The 13,469-nt window shown below is 66.8% G+C and carries 16 protein-coding genes; 9 read left to right on the plus strand and 7 right to left on the minus strand.

The features are described from left to right. Positions 1-217: 217 nt before the first annotated feature. Entirely contained in the window at positions 218-487 is a 270-nt protein-coding gene (locus AC6HZP_RS20215) for a hypothetical protein (RefSeq protein WP_201400727.1), read from the plus strand. Here the strand turns inward: AC6HZP_RS20215 and dprA are convergent. The 4 genes from dprA to AC6HZP_RS20235 form a co-directional block, all read right to left on the minus strand. After that, positions 484-1,644, minus strand: a complete 1,161-nt coding sequence (gene dprA, locus AC6HZP_RS20220; RefSeq protein ID WP_497524312.1) for a DNA-processing protein DprA — start codon at positions 1,642-1,644, stop codon at positions 484-486. The two genes, AC6HZP_RS20215 and dprA, sit on opposite strands and share 4 nt — an antisense overlap. 4 nt (positions 1,645-1,648) lie before the next feature. Beyond that, complete coding sequence (gene plsY, locus AC6HZP_RS20225) at positions 1,649-2,266, minus strand: glycerol-3-phosphate 1-O-acyltransferase PlsY (RefSeq protein ID WP_201400729.1); 618 nt, start codon at positions 2,264-2,266, stop codon at positions 1,649-1,651. A gap of 72 nt (positions 2,267-2,338) precedes the next feature. Beyond that, positions 2,339-3,661 carry a dihydroorotase gene (locus tag AC6HZP_RS20230; RefSeq protein ID WP_497524313.1) on the minus strand — a complete coding sequence of 441 codons (1,323 nt, stop codon included), beginning with the start codon at positions 3,659-3,661 and terminating at the stop codon, positions 2,339-2,341. A gap of 7 nt (positions 3,662-3,668) precedes the next feature. Beyond that, on the minus strand, positions 3,669-4,625 hold the full coding sequence (locus tag AC6HZP_RS20235) for an aspartate carbamoyltransferase catalytic subunit (RefSeq protein WP_497524314.1): 957 nt from the start codon (positions 4,623-4,625) through the stop codon (positions 3,669-3,671). 264 nt (positions 4,626-4,889) lie between these two features. Between AC6HZP_RS20235 and AC6HZP_RS20240 the strand changes: the two genes are divergently transcribed. From AC6HZP_RS20240 to rpmG, 3 genes are all read left to right on the plus strand, one after another. After that, complete coding sequence (locus AC6HZP_RS20240; RefSeq protein WP_497524315.1) at positions 4,890-5,339, plus strand: DUF983 domain-containing protein; 450 nt, start codon at positions 4,890-4,892, stop codon at positions 5,337-5,339. Positions 5,340-5,439: 100 nt separating this feature from the next. Next, positions 5,440-6,618 carry an MFS transporter gene (locus tag AC6HZP_RS20245; protein WP_201400733.1) on the plus strand — a complete coding sequence of 393 codons (1,179 nt, stop codon included), beginning with the start codon at positions 5,440-5,442 and terminating at the stop codon, positions 6,616-6,618. A gap of 87 nt (positions 6,619-6,705) precedes the next feature. After that, complete coding sequence (gene rpmG / locus AC6HZP_RS20250; RefSeq protein WP_018181260.1) at positions 6,706-6,873, plus strand: 50S ribosomal protein L33; 168 nt, start codon at positions 6,706-6,708, stop codon at positions 6,871-6,873. Positions 6,874-7,330: 457 nt separating this feature from the next. On the opposite strand, the gene AC6HZP_RS20255 is transcribed toward rpmG, so the two are convergent. After that, positions 7,331-7,702 carry a response regulator gene (locus AC6HZP_RS20255; RefSeq protein WP_201400734.1) on the minus strand — a complete coding sequence of 124 codons (372 nt, stop codon included), beginning with the start codon at positions 7,700-7,702 and terminating at the stop codon, positions 7,331-7,333. 95 nt (positions 7,703-7,797) lie between these two features. Here AC6HZP_RS20255 and AC6HZP_RS20260 point away from each other — a divergent pair, with 95 nt between their 5' ends. Further along, positions 7,798-8,091 carry a DUF3572 domain-containing protein gene (locus AC6HZP_RS20260; RefSeq protein ID WP_201400735.1) on the plus strand — a complete coding sequence of 98 codons (294 nt, stop codon included), beginning with the start codon at positions 7,798-7,800 and terminating at the stop codon, positions 8,089-8,091. Continuing rightward, positions 8,088-8,723: a GNAT family N-acetyltransferase gene (locus tag AC6HZP_RS20265; RefSeq protein ID WP_497524316.1), complete on the plus strand. Its 636-nt coding sequence runs from the start codon at positions 8,088-8,090 to the stop codon at positions 8,721-8,723. Before AC6HZP_RS20260 ends, AC6HZP_RS20265 begins: the two co-directional genes overlap by 4 nt. A 29-nt stretch (positions 8,724-8,752) precedes the next feature. Here AC6HZP_RS20265 and AC6HZP_RS20270 read toward each other — a convergent pair whose 3' ends face one another. Continuing rightward, the gene (locus AC6HZP_RS20270; RefSeq protein ID WP_201400737.1) at positions 8,753-9,187 is read right to left on the minus strand and encodes a flagellar export protein FliJ; all 435 of its coding nucleotides are present in this window, start codon (positions 9,185-9,187) and stop codon (positions 8,753-8,755) included. A 465-nt stretch (positions 9,188-9,652) separates the two neighbouring features. On the opposite strand from AC6HZP_RS20270, the gene ctrA reads away from it, so the two are divergent. After that, entirely contained in the window at positions 9,653-10,354 is a 702-nt protein-coding gene (gene ctrA / locus AC6HZP_RS20275; RefSeq protein ID WP_018181265.1) for a response regulator transcription factor CtrA, read from the plus strand. Between the two features lie 181 nt (positions 10,355-10,535). Here ctrA and chpT read toward each other — a convergent pair whose 3' ends face one another. After that, entirely contained in the window at positions 10,536-11,276 is a 741-nt protein-coding gene (chpT, locus tag AC6HZP_RS20280) for a histidine phosphotransferase ChpT (protein WP_497524317.1), read from the minus strand. Between the two features lie 248 nt (positions 11,277-11,524). Between chpT and AC6HZP_RS20285 the strand changes: the two genes are divergently transcribed. Both AC6HZP_RS20285 and AC6HZP_RS20290 read left to right on the plus strand, forming a co-directional pair. After that, a complete protein-coding gene (locus tag AC6HZP_RS20285; RefSeq protein ID WP_201400738.1) occupies positions 11,525-12,100 on the plus strand; it encodes a DUF1134 domain-containing protein in 576 nt (191 codons plus the stop codon). Between the two features lie 219 nt (positions 12,101-12,319). Further along, on the plus strand, positions 12,320-13,432 hold the full coding sequence (locus AC6HZP_RS20290) for a coiled-coil domain-containing protein (RefSeq protein ID WP_201400739.1): 1,113 nt from the start codon (positions 12,320-12,322) through the stop codon (positions 13,430-13,432). Positions 13,433-13,469 lie beyond the last annotated feature (37 nt).

Raw genomic sequence — 13,469 nt, forward strand, 5'->3', positions numbered from 1 at the left:
ACGGGCAAGGGCCCGTTCCGGCGGGAAATTGGAGCAAGGCGGTCCATCCGCCGATCCCACGAGGGTGGGCGCAGTCGGGCTGGACAATCCCGGAAAGCACCTTGCCTGTCAATGAATGGCTCGTTTGGCAACTGCGCAACCAGTCAGATTGCCTATAATTCAAGATTGGAATTATATTAGAATTATGGAAGCCAACCACCATCCGAGGTGACGGAATATGGCATTGCCGTTTGATGATGCAAGCGTTGCGGGGATGGCGCGGACCGAACCGATCGAAACGGTGCAGCGCTCCGTTTCCGGCTATGTGGCCGATATGGCGAAAGACCTCCGGGCCATCGCCACCAACGCAGACCTCCCCGTTCTCGCCTATCTCCTCTCCGTCGCCGAAGAAGAAGCCCGGTCCACGCACCGCTCCCTGCGCACCGAGACCACGGCCAAGGTCCTGGCCGATGCGGATGGGCTCTATCCCTCCCCGGACGATTCCTAATCCAATAGCGACACGCGCTGCCCGGCATGCCGCTCGATCCGCCCTCCGAGATCGAGCTCCAGAAGCAGGACGTGCACCGTTCCCGCCGGAAGCCCGGTCCATCGAATCAGCGCGTCGATCTCGGTCGGCACCGGCCCCAGCGCCTCGATCAGCACGTCGCGATCCCTTTCGCTCGGATCCTCGCGCTCGCCGAGCCCCGAGACTTCCGGCGCGGTGTCCGGCCAGTTCGCCGCCGCAGCGTCGCGCTCGAGCATCGGCGCGAGGATGTCGAGGATGTCGGCGACGCCGGTCACCAGATGGGCGCCCTGCTTGATCAGCCGGTTGGCGCCGGCGGCGCGCGGGTCGAGCGGCGATCCCGGCACGGCGAACACCACCCTGCCCTGCTCGCCGGCGAGCCGCGCCGTGATCAGCGATCCCGAACGCTCCGCCGCCTCGACGACGACGACACCAGCGGCGATGCCGGAAACGAGGCGGTTCCGCCGCGGGAAATCCCGTGCGCGCGGCTCCCAGCCGAGCGGCATCTCCGTAAGATGCGCGCCCCCGGACGCCAGGATGCGGTCGGCGAGCGCCGCGTTCTCGGGCGGATAGAGCCGGTCGAGCCCGCCGGCGAAGACGGCGATCGTGCCGGATGCCAGCGCCGCCTCATGCGCCGCCGCGTCGATGCCGCGCGCCAGCCCCGAGACGACGACATGCCCCGCCTCGCCGAGGTTGCGCGCCAGGATCTGCGCCATGCGACGGCCGGCGACGGAGGCATTGCGGGCGCCGACGACGGCGATCGCCGGACGCGCGAACACGGCCGGATCGCCGCGAATGGCGACGAGCGGCGGCGGCGCGTCGATCTCGCGTAGCCAGGCGGGGTAGCCGGGCTCCCGGATGGCGAGGAACTGGCCACCGAGGCGGGCGAGCGCCGCGATCTCGCGCTCGGCCTCGTTGACGCCGGCGATGCGGATGCGGCGGCCGCTGCGGGCGGCAAGCTCGGGCAGGCCGGCGATCGCGCGCTCGGCGCTGCCGAAATGCTCAATCAGGCCGCGAAACGTCACCGGGCCGACATTCTCGCTGCGGATCAGGCGGAGCCAGGCCAGCCGCTCGTCATCGGAGAGGCGCGGCGCGTCGTTCCGGCGGTCGGCGCGGGGAAGATCCTTCGCCCCGCGCTCCATCGCCTCAGCCCTTCTGGCCGATCCGGCTTTCGCTGCCGGATAGCAGCCGGGCGATGTTCGGCCGGTGCTTGAGGAACAGGATCACCGCCAGCACGGCGAAGAGCAGCGCCTTCGGATAATCGCCGACGGCGAGAAGCGTGAGCGGCACCACGGCGCTGGCGATCAGGGCCGCCAGCGACGAATAGCGGCTCAGATAGGCGACGGCGAGCCAGACGACGGCGAAGAGCAGCGCCATCGGCCAGGCGAGGCCGATCAGCACGCCGAGATAGGTGGCGACGCCCTTGCCGCCCTTGAAACCGAGCCAGACCGGGAAGACGTGGCCGAGGAAGGCGCCGAGACCGGCGAGGATCGCCGCTTCCGGGCCCCAGAAATGGCCGGCCAGCAGCACCGCGACGGTGCCCTTCAGCGCATCGCCGACCAGCGTCGCGGCGGCGAGCTTCTTGTTGCCGGTCCTGAGCACATTGGTGGCGCCGATATTGCCGGAGCCGATGGCGCGGACATCGCCGAGGCCGGCGAAGCGCGTCAGGATCAGCCCGAACGGGATCGACCCGAGCAGATAGCCGAGGACGAGCGCCGCCAGGATGAGCGGCGCGCTGAGATCCCAGCCGATTGGCTGCGGCATGGTCATTCCCCCGAACTCAAATCAAATGCGCGAACGCCGGCATCGCTGTGGCCGGCGTCGCGGACGCCCCCGTCAGTCGGCAGCGTATGCGTAGACGGTGCGGCCCGCAACGATTGTCCGGAGCACGCGGCCCTCGAAGCGGGCGCCCTCGAACGGCGTGTTCTTCGAGCGCGAGCGCAGCTTCTCGCCGTCGCAGACCCACGGCATGGTCGGGTCGACGAGGATGAGATCGGCCGGAGCGCCCGGCGTCAGCCGTCCGCCGGGAAGCCCGAGCAGGTCGGCCGGCCGGGTCGAGAGCGCGCGGGCGACGGTCAGAAGGTCGACCTCGCCATTGTTGACGAGACGCAGCGCCACGGCGAGCAGCGTCTCGAGCCCGACGGCGCCGTCCTCCGCTTCCGCGAAGGGATGGCGCTTGGTGTCGACATCCTGCGGATCGTGGCTGGAGACGATGACGTCGATCGTGCCGTCCGCGACGCCCTCGATCATCGCCAGGCGGTCGTCCTCCGAACGGAGCGGCGGCGATAGGCGGAAGAAGGTGCGGTACGGCCCGATGTCGAGCTCGTTCAGCGCCAGATGCGTGGCCGAGACGCCGCAGGAGACGGCGAGGCCCGCCTTCTTGGCGCGGCGGATGATCTCGAGCGATTCCGCGCAGGAGATCTGCGCCGCGTGATAGCGGCCGCGCGTCAGCGCCGCGAGGCGGACGTCGCGCTCCAGCATGATGATCTCGGCTTCCTTCGGAATGCCCGAAAGGCCGAGGCGCGTCGCCGTCTCTCCCTCGTTCATCACGCCCGAGCCGGTCAGGTCGGGATCGGCCGGATGATGCATGATCAGCGCGCCGAAATCGCGCGCATAGGTCAGCGCCCGGCGCAGCACCAGCGCGTTGGTGATCGAGTGGCGGCCCTCGGTGAAGCCGACCGCGCCCGCTTCGCGCAGGAGGCCGAACTCGGTCATCTCGCGGCCCTTGAGACCCTTGGTGACGGCGGCCATCGGCAGCACGCGCACCAGCGTCGTGTCGCGGGTGCGGCGGGCGATGTAGTCGACCAGCGCCACGTCGTCGATCACCGGATCGGTGTCCGGCATGGTGATCATGGTGGTGACGCCGCCGGCGGCGGCCGCCTGGCCGGCCGAGGCGAAGGTCTCGCGATGCTCGGCGCCGGGCTCGCCGACGAAGACGCGCATGTCGACCAAGCCCGGCATCACGACGGCGCCGCGGCAATCGAGGATCTCGGCGTCATCCGGCAGCGCCACGCCATCGGCTTCCGGCCCGGCAGCGACGATCACGCCGTCGGCGACGACAACGCTGCCCCGGGCGTCGAGATTGCGCGAGGGATCGATGACGCGGACATTCTTGAGGACGAGCGGACGCTCGGTCGGGTTCAGGCGCTCGGCGTTCATGTCGCCCTCATCCGTTCGGAAGGTTCTGGGCCAGGGCTTCGAGCACCGCCATGCGCACGGCGACGCCCATCTCGACCTGGTCGCGGATCAGGCTCTGCGGACCATCGGCGATGGCCGAGTCGATCTCGACGCCCCGGTTCATCGGGCCCGGATGCATCACCAGCGCGTCGGGCCTGGCGATGGCGAGCTTTTCGGCATCGAGGCCGAAGAAGTGGAAATACTCGCGCACTGACGGCACGAAGGAGCCGTCCATGCGCTCGCGCTGCAGGCGCAGCATCATGACGATGTCGGCGTCGACGAGGCCCTTGCGCATGTCGGTGAAGATCTCGACGCCGAGGCGGTCGAGGCCCTTCGGCAGCAGCGTCGACGGCCCGATGCAGCGGACCCGCGCGCCGAGCGCGTTCAAAAGCATGATGTTCGAGCGGGCGACGCGCGAATGCAGGATGTCGCCGCAGATCGCGACCGTGAGGTCGTGGATCGGGCCCTTGTGGCGGCGGATCGTCAGCGCGTCGAGCAGCGCCTGGGTCGGGTGCTCATGCGCGCCGTCGCCGGCGTTGATGACCGAGCAGCCGACCTTCTGCGCGAGCAGGTGCACAGCGCCGGCGGCGTGATGGCGGACGACCAGTATGTCCGGGTTCATCGCGTTCAGCGTCATCGCGGTGTCGATGAGCGTCTCGCCCTTCTTCACCGAGGACGAACCGACCGACATGTTCATGACGTCGGCGCCGAGGCGCTTTCCGGCCAGCTCGAACGAGGACTGCGTCCGCGTCGAGGCCTCGAAGAACAGGTTGATCTGGGTGCGTCCGCGCAGGACGGATTTTTTCTTCTCGACCTGTCGGCTGACTTCGACGGCCTGTTCGGCGAGGTCGAGAAGGGCGATGATCTCCTCGGGCAGGAGACCTTCGATGCCTAGCAGGTGGCGATGCGCGAACACTGCGGCGGGACTTGATTTGAGCGCGTTCATTTGAAGCGATCCCTATATTGAGAGTCGTCCCGGGCGACAAGGCCGCCGGGCCCGTTCCGCCGACTTTTGTCGCGCCGATCCGCCGCCGCGCGGATGCCGATCCGCCGTCCGCCCATCTCTGCCGCCCCGCCGCGCAAATGACAATCCGTTCCCCCGCCGCTCTCTCGCCATTGCCTCGCCGTCGCCCCGCCGACGCGGTGGATTGCCGCGTCGGCTTGTACCCCGGGACGCAGTCGCGATATCAACCGCGACGAGGAGAAGCGGATGAACGAGTGGATCAGCAGCGCGGCGGCGACGGCCCGGCCCAAGCGTCCGTTGGCGCAGGCCATGACCCGCGGCTTCCTGTGCCGTTGCCCGGCCTGTGGTCAGGGCCGCCTCTTCAACGGCTACCTGACCGTCGTCGATACCTGCGCCGCCTGCGGCGAGGACCTGTCGCACCAGCGCGCCGATGACGCCCCGCCCTATTTCACCATCACCATCGTCGCCCACATCATCGTGCCGCTGATGCTGATCGTCGAGATGGCCTGGCATCTCTCCAACGCGACGCATCTGGCGATCTGGCTGCCGCTGACGGCGATCCTCACGCTCGGATTGCTGCGGCCGATCAAGGGATCGGTGGTCGGCCTGCAATGGGCGATGTACATGCACGGCTTCGATCCGGAAGGCGACCCGGACGAGCACGGCCTGGCGCCGCGTCCGCCCGACAACCGGTAGACACCCCTCTCGACCCCGCTGCGGGCAGCGTCTAGAACGGCGCGTCCTTCATGATGCACCGCATCCAAAGTCTCCGCATTCCAGTCTCCGAGGCGAATACATGACCATGGCACCCGAGCGACGGACCGATGGCGGTGGCATGATCGGCCTCGTCGCCGCCATCGGATCGGTCGCAGCCGTCGGCCTCGGCTTCTCGATCACGCTGCCGCTCTTGGCGCTGACACTCGAAGACCGGGGCATCTCCTCGACCTGGATCGGCCTCAACACCGCCACCTGGGGCCTGGCCGCGATCGCCATCACCCCCTTCGTCTCGAAGCTCGCGGCGCGAATCGGCACGGCGCAGCTTTTGGCGCTGGCGATCCTCGTCCTGGCCGCGACGCTGCCGCTCTTCTTCCTCTCGCCTTTCTGGGTCTGGTTCGTGCTGCGCCTCGTCGCCGGCGCCGCCGTCACCATCACCTTCGTGCTGTCCGAGTTCTGGATCAGTTCGGCGGCGCCGCCGGCGCGGCGCGGCGTCGTCATGGGCGTCTACGCCTCGGTGCTTTCCGGCGGCTTCGCGCTCGGCCCGGTGATTCTGTCGCTGACCGGCACGCAGGGCCTGTTCCCCTTCGCGCTCGGATCCGTCGTCCTGACGCTCGGCATCATTCCGGTGCTCTGCGGCCTCCGCGTCGCGCCCAAGCTCGACCGCCGCGAGAAGCATTCCTTCGGCCGTTTCCTGTTCCTGGCGCCTGCCGCGACCGGCGCCGCCCTGCTCTTCGGCACGATCGAGACGGGCGCCTTCTCGCTGCTGCCGATCTATGGCCAGCGCGTCGGCCATACGCGGGAAATGGTGATCCTACTCGGCATCGGCGTCACCATCGGCAACATCCTGCTGCAGATGCCGATGGGCATGCTGTCGGACCGGATGAACCGCCGGACGCTGCTGATGATCATCGCCGCCTTCGGCATCGTCGGCGCGGCGATCCTGCCGCTGGTGGCCGCCTCGTTCTGGCCGCTGATGATCGCGCTCGCGATCTGGGGCGGCGTCATCGGCTCGCTCTATACGGTCGGCCTTGCCCATCTCGGCTCGCGTTTCCGCGGCTCCGATCTCGCCGCCGCCAACGCCGCCTTCGTGTTCTGCTACTCGCTCGGCGGGCTGGTCGGCCCGGCGACGCTCGGCGTCGCCATGGACATCTGGAATCCGCACGGTTTCGCCGCCGGGCTGGGCCTGTTCTTCGGCGCCTACCTCCTGATGCTGATCATTCGCATGGGACGAGCGCGCCGGGCGCAGAACCTTCCTTGACTTTCGATCCTGAATCCGTAGTGTGCGCGCACAAAGGCGCCGGGCCAGTTCTTGCTACGCTGCGCGCAACAATTTTGAGGTTTGACCATGGCCAAGGCCACCACGATCAAGATCAAGCTCGTGAGCTCCGCTGACACCGGCTTCTTCTACGTCACGAAGAAGAACTCGCGCACCATGACCGAGAAGTTCTCGGCCAAGAAGTACGACCCGGTCGCGCGCAAGCACGTCGAGTTCCGCGAAGCCAAGATCAAGTAAGATCGGCTTCGACCGTTTCGAAAAAGGCGCCGCTTCGGCGCCTTTTTTGTTGGGCGGATGCTCGCGGGTCTGCTGCGAGCGGGCGCCGCGTTCGCTCTGCAGCCGCCCCACGCTCGTCGTCATCCCTGCGAAAGCAGGGATCCATCGGGACGACGCACGACGGAATCAGGGCTTGCCTCACGGCGAAGGCGCCAGGACGACGAATTTCGAGAATCTGCCGCATGGATCCCTGCTTTCGCAGGGATGACGGCGGAGGCGGGATGACCGGGCAGCTCTACGTCGAGGAGCAGGCGGATGCGCCTTCTTCACCTCTCCCATGGGGAGAGGTCGACGGCCGAAGGCCGGCGGGTGAGGGGTTCAGCCCCATCCAGAGAGGCCGCAACCCCTCACCCGGAGCTTCGCTCCGACCTCTCCCATGGGAGAGTTGAAGGACGCGCGCCTCAGCAGGGCCGATACCTCAATTGTCGCCGATATAGGTCTTTACCGTCTCGATGAACTTGCCGATCGAGATCGGCTTGGAGAGGTAGGCCTCGCAGCCGCCCTGGCGGATGCGTTCCTCGTCGCCCTTCATGGCGAAGGCGGTGACGGCGATGATCGGGATGGCGCGCAGCTCGTCATCCTCCTTGATCCATTTCGTCACTTCCAGGCCGGAAACCTCCGGCAGCTGGATGTCCATCAGGATCAGGTCGGGGCGGTACGTGCGGGCGAGCTCCAGCGCTTCCAGTCCGTTGCGGGTCTGGATGATGTTGTAGCCATGCGCTTCGAGCAGGTCGTGGAAGAGCTTCATGTTGAGCTCGTTGTCTTCCACCACGAGAACGGTCTTTGCCATTCGGCCCTTCTTGCAGCCCTCGATCCCGTCGACGGCGTCTACTAGATGGTATCGAAGTTGAAATTAGCGAAGATTCGTTTCGGAAAGGCAAATGCATGATCCGGCAGAAGGAGCCGCCGCTCGACCTCGAGGGCGCAGAGCGGCTGGCGATTGAGGCGCTGGCGTTCCTCGCGTCCGAACCCGAGGAGCTGGGCCGCTTCCTGGCGCTCGTCGGGCTCGGACCGGAGACGCTGCGCGACGCGGCGAGCGACCCCGGATTTCTCTCCGGCGTGCTGGAATTCTTCCTCGAGAACGAGTCGCTGCTTCTCGTTTTCGCAGCACGTGCGAACATCCGGCCGACGATGATCGCCGCCGCGCGCTACCTGCTCGACCGGGAAATCACGGAATGAGCGAGACGATCGCGCTCGACCTCGACGGCTATACCGACCTGCCGCCGGGCCGGATCGCCAATGTCGTCACCTATCTGGAGATGAGCGCCCGCCCCGCCCTTGGGACCGAAGGGGAAACGGCGAGCGGCCGCACGGTGCGCCATGTCGAAAAGCCGGACCTCGCCGCCTACCGAAAGCTCTATGCCCGCATCGGCACGGACTGGCTGTGGTTTTCCCGCGCCGTCATGAGCGACGACGCGCTGGCGGCTGTTCTCGCCAGGCCGACGACCGAGATCCATTTCCTCGAGCAGGACGGCGAGCCGATCGGCCTCGCCGAGCTGCATCGCGGCGAAGGCGGCCCGGCTGATGTCGAGATCGCGATGTTCGGGGTGGTGCCGGAGGCGACGGGCACCGGCGCGGCGCGCCAATTGATGCATGCGGCGCTTGCCGCGGCCTGGAGCGGGGGAACGGAGCGCGTCTGGCTCCACACCTGCTCGTTCGACCATCCGGCCGCCCTGCGCTTCTACAGGCGATCCGGCTTCACGCCGTTCAAGTTCGCGATCGAGGTGTCGACCGATCCGCGCCTCGACGGTCACCTGCCGCGAACGGCAGGCCCGCATGTCGCGTTGATCGATCCGGCCTCGCCGGACTGAGGCGTCGACGCCCGAGGGTTAACGGAACGCTACCAGGAGCGGCGTTCGGCGGCGGACGAGCGGTTGGCGCGGCGGGCGGCGAGATCCGGCGCGGGCGGGCGCTGGCCGGGGGTCGCGGCGCTGCGCTCGCGGTCCTGGTCGCGGACCACCATCAGCTCGACCTTCTTCAGTTCGTCGAGGGCGAGGTCGAGCCCTTCCTGGGCGGCCGCGAGCTGGCTCTCGAGATCCTGGGCGGAGGCGCGGAGATTGTCGCGCCGCTGCATCGCCGCCTTGGCGAAGGTCGGATAGGCGAAATGGGAGGTATCGCGGATGCCGGCCCGCTCCTGCTCGACATTGATCTGGTCCTCGAGATCGCGCGCCATGCGCTCGAACTCGGCGACCATCGTCTGGATCTGGTTGACCTGCCGGCGCTTTTCGTCGGCCTGGAACCGCTTCAGCCGAATGAGGCTCTCACGCGACTTCATACTCGTTACTCCCTGAACACTGAGACGCGGGCGCGCTGCGACGCCGGCAGCGCCGGATGGGGAGTTTTCCCCAATGTCGCTGCCAAATGGCCATCAGACTTGTCAAAACCTTAAGCCACGGACCTCGCGCTAACCTTTCATTTACGTCTCGCGTTAATCATGGCGCAGGAGGGCTTAAGGGCGGGTAAACCCGTCCTGCGGTGCCTTCATCCTAATTCCGTGAGTCCGACCAATTGGTTACCGGATTTCGTGCAATTGAATGAAATGGTGCAATCCACACCAAATCGTTCGGAATCTCAAAGACGTCAGGCGATTTCCGAATAAATCGCCTGAACCCCTTGTGAGCACGAATCAGAATTTGTTAACCATTAAGCGTTAGCCTTCGAATCGGGGTGAGCCGTTTTCCAAGCACCGGTTTTCGAGGCCGGAGCGCCAAGCCCAGGATAGGCAATTGAGGGGATTGGTATGCGAGTTCTGCTGATCGAGGACGACAGCGCCACTGCGCAGAGCATCGAGTTGATGCTCAAGTCCGAGAATTTTAACGTCTACACGACGGATCTCGGCGAAGAGGGTGTCGATCTCGGCAAGCTCTACGACTACGACATCATCCTGCTCGACCTGAACCTGCCCGACATGTCGGGATACGAGGTTCTCCGGTCGCTGCGGGTTGCCAAGGTCAAGACGCCGATCCTGATCCTCTCCGGCCTCGCCGGCATCGAGGACAAGGTGCGCGGTCTCGGCTTCGGCGCCGACGACTACATGACCAAGCCCTTCCACAAGGACGAGCTCGTTGCGCGCATCCATGCGATCGTGCGCCGCTCGAAGGGCCACGCCCAGTCGGTCATCATCACCGGCGAGCTGACCGTCAATCTCGACACCAAGACGGTCGAAGTGCATGGCAGCCGCGTGCATCTGACGGGCAAGGAATACCAGATGCTGGAGCTGCTCTCGCTCCGCAAGGGCACGACGCTGACCAAGGAGATGTTCCTGAACCATCTCTATGGCGGCATGGACGAGCCCGAGCTGAAGATCATCGACGTGTTCATCTGCAAGCTGCGCAAGAAGCTGGCGACCGCCACCAACGGCCTCAACTACATCGAGACCGTCTGGGGACGCGGCTACGTGTTGCGCGAGCCCGATGAAGCCGAGATGCGCGCAAGCGCATAGCCGGTCCCTCCCCCGGCTCAGACTGAAACCCCGCTGCGGCGGGGTTTTTTGTGTCCGGATCCCGGCCATGGAGCTCTCGTGGAAACGCGCCCTCCCCGGCGGACAAACAAAAACCGCGCCGATCGGGGATCGGCGCGGTCTGGAATTCTCAGGAAGATCGCGAAATCGAGCTAGGCGAGGCTCACGCCTCGGTCGATGCCGGCGCCTCGGCTTCCGCCAGATCGGCCTTGGCTTCGACAGCCTCCGCTTCCGCCGCCGCCTCTGCGACCGGCTCCTCGGCCGTCGAACGCGCCGTGATGATCACGTCGGTGCCGTCCAGGACGGCGGCGACCGTCATGCCGCAGGTACGCGCCAAGAGGCCGGCATAATAGGGCTGCACGGCATGCGCATCGATGTTGACGTCGACGATCGCGCCGGGAATGAGCTTTTCGAACGCGGCCGGGATGCGGGCGCTCGGACCCGAGCAGTGGAAGATGACGTCCGGCTTGGCCGGTTCGCCGGTGATCGTCACCTTGATCAGGCCGCCGCGCGGCACGGCCGCCACCGCCATCAGCACCAGGTTGAGGATCAGCTTGACCTGGTTCTTCGGCATCAGCGCGCGCGGCGCGGTCCATTCGAACGCGGCCTTCTCGCCTTCCATGTAGCCGCGCGCCACCTTCTCGGCGTCGCCGATGTCGATCTCGGCGCCGGCGGAGCCGGCGGCGCCGAAGGCGAGGCGGGCGAATTGCAGCTTGGCGGAAGCCTGGCGCGCGCTCTTGCGGATCAGGTCGAAGGCGAAGCTCTTCATCTCCTCGCTGGTCTCTTCGTCGAGAACCTCGAGGCCGTTGTTGATCGCGCCGACCGGGGAAATGATGTCGTGGCAGACGCGACTGCAGAGCAGCGCCGCGAGATCGAGGGCTTCGAGTTCGATCTCATTGGTCATGACGCGTCTTTCCCTTGTTCCGGCACGAATCAGCCCATTCGGAGGGGCGCTTCGGGGATACACCGCCCCGCAGACGCTGCCAACCGCCGGCCGGTTGACCCCGGCGGGAGCGCGCGGCGGAGATGCCCCGATGCCGCCTACATTGATTTCCATGCTATCGGTGATTCGCACGCGCAGCGCCGGTTTCCACCCGACGGGGTCGGGTCCCTGCCATCAATGCCGCCACGACCGACAAGGAGCCGTCCGAGATGTTTCGCAGCCTGCGTCTTACGTTCTTCCTCGCGCTGATCGCGCTGGCCGCGCCAATCCTCGCGCTCCGGCCTGCCCTCGCCCAGAGCCCCGACAGCTATTCCTCAGACGAGCTGGTCAATACCGGCCACAAGTTCTTCGGCGAGGTGTCGGGCAGTCTCGCCTCGGTGGTCGAACACGCCGTCTCGAAATACGGCCTGCCGAACGGCTACATTCTCGGCGAACAGGGCTCAGGAGCGCTGTTCGCCGGCCTGCGCTACGGCAACGGCACGCTCTACACCAAGAATGCCGGCCAGCATCAAGTGTTCTTCCAGGGCCCCTCGCTCGGCTGGGACATCGGCGGCGACGGCTCGCGCGTCATGATGCTCGTCTACAATCTCCCCTCGATCAGCGCGATCTACGACCGCTTCGGCGGCGTCAACGGCTCGGCCTATCTGGTCGGCGGCGTCGGCATGACGGTGCTCTCGCGCGACAACGTCTTCATCGTGCCGATTGTCTCGGGCCTCGGCGCCCGCCTCGGCTTCAATGTCGGCTACCTGAAGTTCACCGACCGCCAGACCTGGAACCCGTTCTGATCCGCAAATAGTCCGCCTGTGATCCATGTCACGGCGTCGCGGCAACACAAGCGCTAGAACGAGCCTGGCAGACCGCGCGCACACGGTTGTTGCTGGACTCGCGCCTTCTTCCGATGTCATTAGGAGGATGCGCGCATGGTAGCGCCGAAGAGCCGATGTCTGCGGGACGAGCCTCGCCGGGCTTTCCTCGGGCGTGGTTGAGATTCCGGAGACGATGCGTTGATCGAAGCAGTGATGTATTTCGCTCTCGGCTTCCTGTCGGCGGGGATCGTCGCCCTGGTGCTCGGCCCCCCGCTCTGGCGCCGCGCGCTGCGGCTGTCGCGTCGCGACATGGAACGCACGCTGCCGATGACGCGCGCCGAGATCCAGGCCGAGAAGGACCAGATCCGCGCCGGCTTCGCCCTCTCGATCAGCACCCTGAACCAGACGATCGGACGGCTGAAGGCGCAGGTCGCCGAGCAGTTCATCGACATCAACCGCAAGCGCGAGGTGATCACCCACCTGACCGCGCAGGGTTCGCTCTCGGCCGACGACATCGTCGGGCTGGAGACGCGCCGGGTCGAGCTGGAGACGCGGCTGGCCGAATCCGACCTGGCGCTCGCCGCGAGCACGGCCGAGCGCGCCACGACCGAACAGAGCCTCGTCACCATCCGCTCCAATCTGGCGGCGGCGGAGGAAGCGATCCGCGATCTCGCCTCGGAGCGCGAGGCCCAGCGCCTCGAGATCATCGCCCGCGACACGGAGCTCGACAATCTGCGCGACACGCTGGCGGCGATGAAGATCGCTTCGACGGGGAGCGAGGTCGCCAGCGCCGACATCGAAAGCGAAATGTCGACGCTGAAGGCCAATCTGGCGATCCAGCGCCATATGAGCGAAGAGCAAAGCGGCCGCGAGAACGAGACCAAGGCGGCGGTCGACGCAGCGCTCGCCGAGCTGAAGAAGCGCGAGGCCGACCTGAACGACGCGCATGCCCGCATCGAGGACCTTTCGCTGCGGCTGGTCGAGGCGGAAGCGGCCGAGATGGGCGCGATCGCCATCCAGGAAGAGAAGATCGGGCTCGCCAGGCAGATCGCGGCGCTCGAAGCCAAAAATACGCAGCTCGCGAGCGACATCGAAACGCTGAAGCAGACCTCCGGCACGGCAAGCGCCGAGGAGACGGCGCTGCTGCGCGGCAAGCTGATCGAGTTCGGCGCCGCCGTCGCCCGCCTGGCGGCCGAGCGCGGCGACGGGCCGAGCCTGGTGACGGAATTGCCGCCGCCGCCGGAAGAGCCGGCCCCGACCAGCCTCGCCGACCGCATCCGCGCCCTGCAGCACGCCAGCGGCAGTCTCTAGAGCGCTCGCACGCGAAGTCGGGTTCGCGTCGAGACAT

This window comes from Kaistia sp. SLG-1 (genome assembly GCF_059699055.1).

What these genes read in the sequence shown, in the direction of transcription:
- AC6HZP_RS20215 (WP_201400727.1), top strand. Translation starts at nt 218, where the DNA reads ATGGCATTGCCGTTTGATGATGCAAGCGTTGCGGGGATGGCGCGGACC.
- dprA (WP_497524312.1), bottom strand. Translation starts at nt 1,644, where the DNA reads ATGGAGCGCGGGGCGAAGGATCTTCCCCGCGCCGACCGCCGGAACGAC.
- plsY (WP_201400729.1), bottom strand. Translation starts at nt 2,266, where the DNA reads ATGCCGCAGCCAATCGGCTGGGATCTCAGCGCGCCGCTCATCCTGGCG.
- AC6HZP_RS20230 (WP_497524313.1), bottom strand. Translation starts at nt 3,661, where the DNA reads ATGAACGCCGAGCGCCTGAACCCGACCGAGCGTCCGCTCGTCCTCAAG.
- AC6HZP_RS20235 (WP_497524314.1), bottom strand. Translation starts at nt 4,625, where the DNA reads ATGAACGCGCTCAAATCAAGTCCCGCCGCAGTGTTCGCGCATCGCCAC.
- AC6HZP_RS20240 (WP_497524315.1), top strand. Translation starts at nt 4,890, where the DNA reads ATGAACGAGTGGATCAGCAGCGCGGCGGCGACGGCCCGGCCCAAGCGT.
- AC6HZP_RS20245 (WP_201400733.1), top strand. Translation starts at nt 5,440, where the DNA reads ATGACCATGGCACCCGAGCGACGGACCGATGGCGGTGGCATGATCGGC.
- rpmG (WP_018181260.1), top strand. Translation starts at nt 6,706, where the DNA reads ATGGCCAAGGCCACCACGATCAAGATCAAGCTCGTGAGCTCCGCTGAC.
- AC6HZP_RS20255 (WP_201400734.1), bottom strand. Translation starts at nt 7,702, where the DNA reads ATGGCAAAGACCGTTCTCGTGGTGGAAGACAACGAGCTCAACATGAAG.
- AC6HZP_RS20260 (WP_201400735.1), top strand. Translation starts at nt 7,798, where the DNA reads ATGATCCGGCAGAAGGAGCCGCCGCTCGACCTCGAGGGCGCAGAGCGG.
- AC6HZP_RS20265 (WP_497524316.1), top strand. Translation starts at nt 8,088, where the DNA reads ATGAGCGAGACGATCGCGCTCGACCTCGACGGCTATACCGACCTGCCG.
- AC6HZP_RS20270 (WP_201400737.1), bottom strand. Translation starts at nt 9,187, where the DNA reads ATGAAGTCGCGTGAGAGCCTCATTCGGCTGAAGCGGTTCCAGGCCGAC.
- ctrA (WP_018181265.1), top strand. Translation starts at nt 9,653, where the DNA reads ATGCGAGTTCTGCTGATCGAGGACGACAGCGCCACTGCGCAGAGCATC.
- chpT (WP_497524317.1), bottom strand. Translation starts at nt 11,276, where the DNA reads ATGACCAATGAGATCGAACTCGAAGCCCTCGATCTCGCGGCGCTGCTC.
- AC6HZP_RS20285 (WP_201400738.1), top strand. Translation starts at nt 11,525, where the DNA reads ATGTTTCGCAGCCTGCGTCTTACGTTCTTCCTCGCGCTGATCGCGCTG.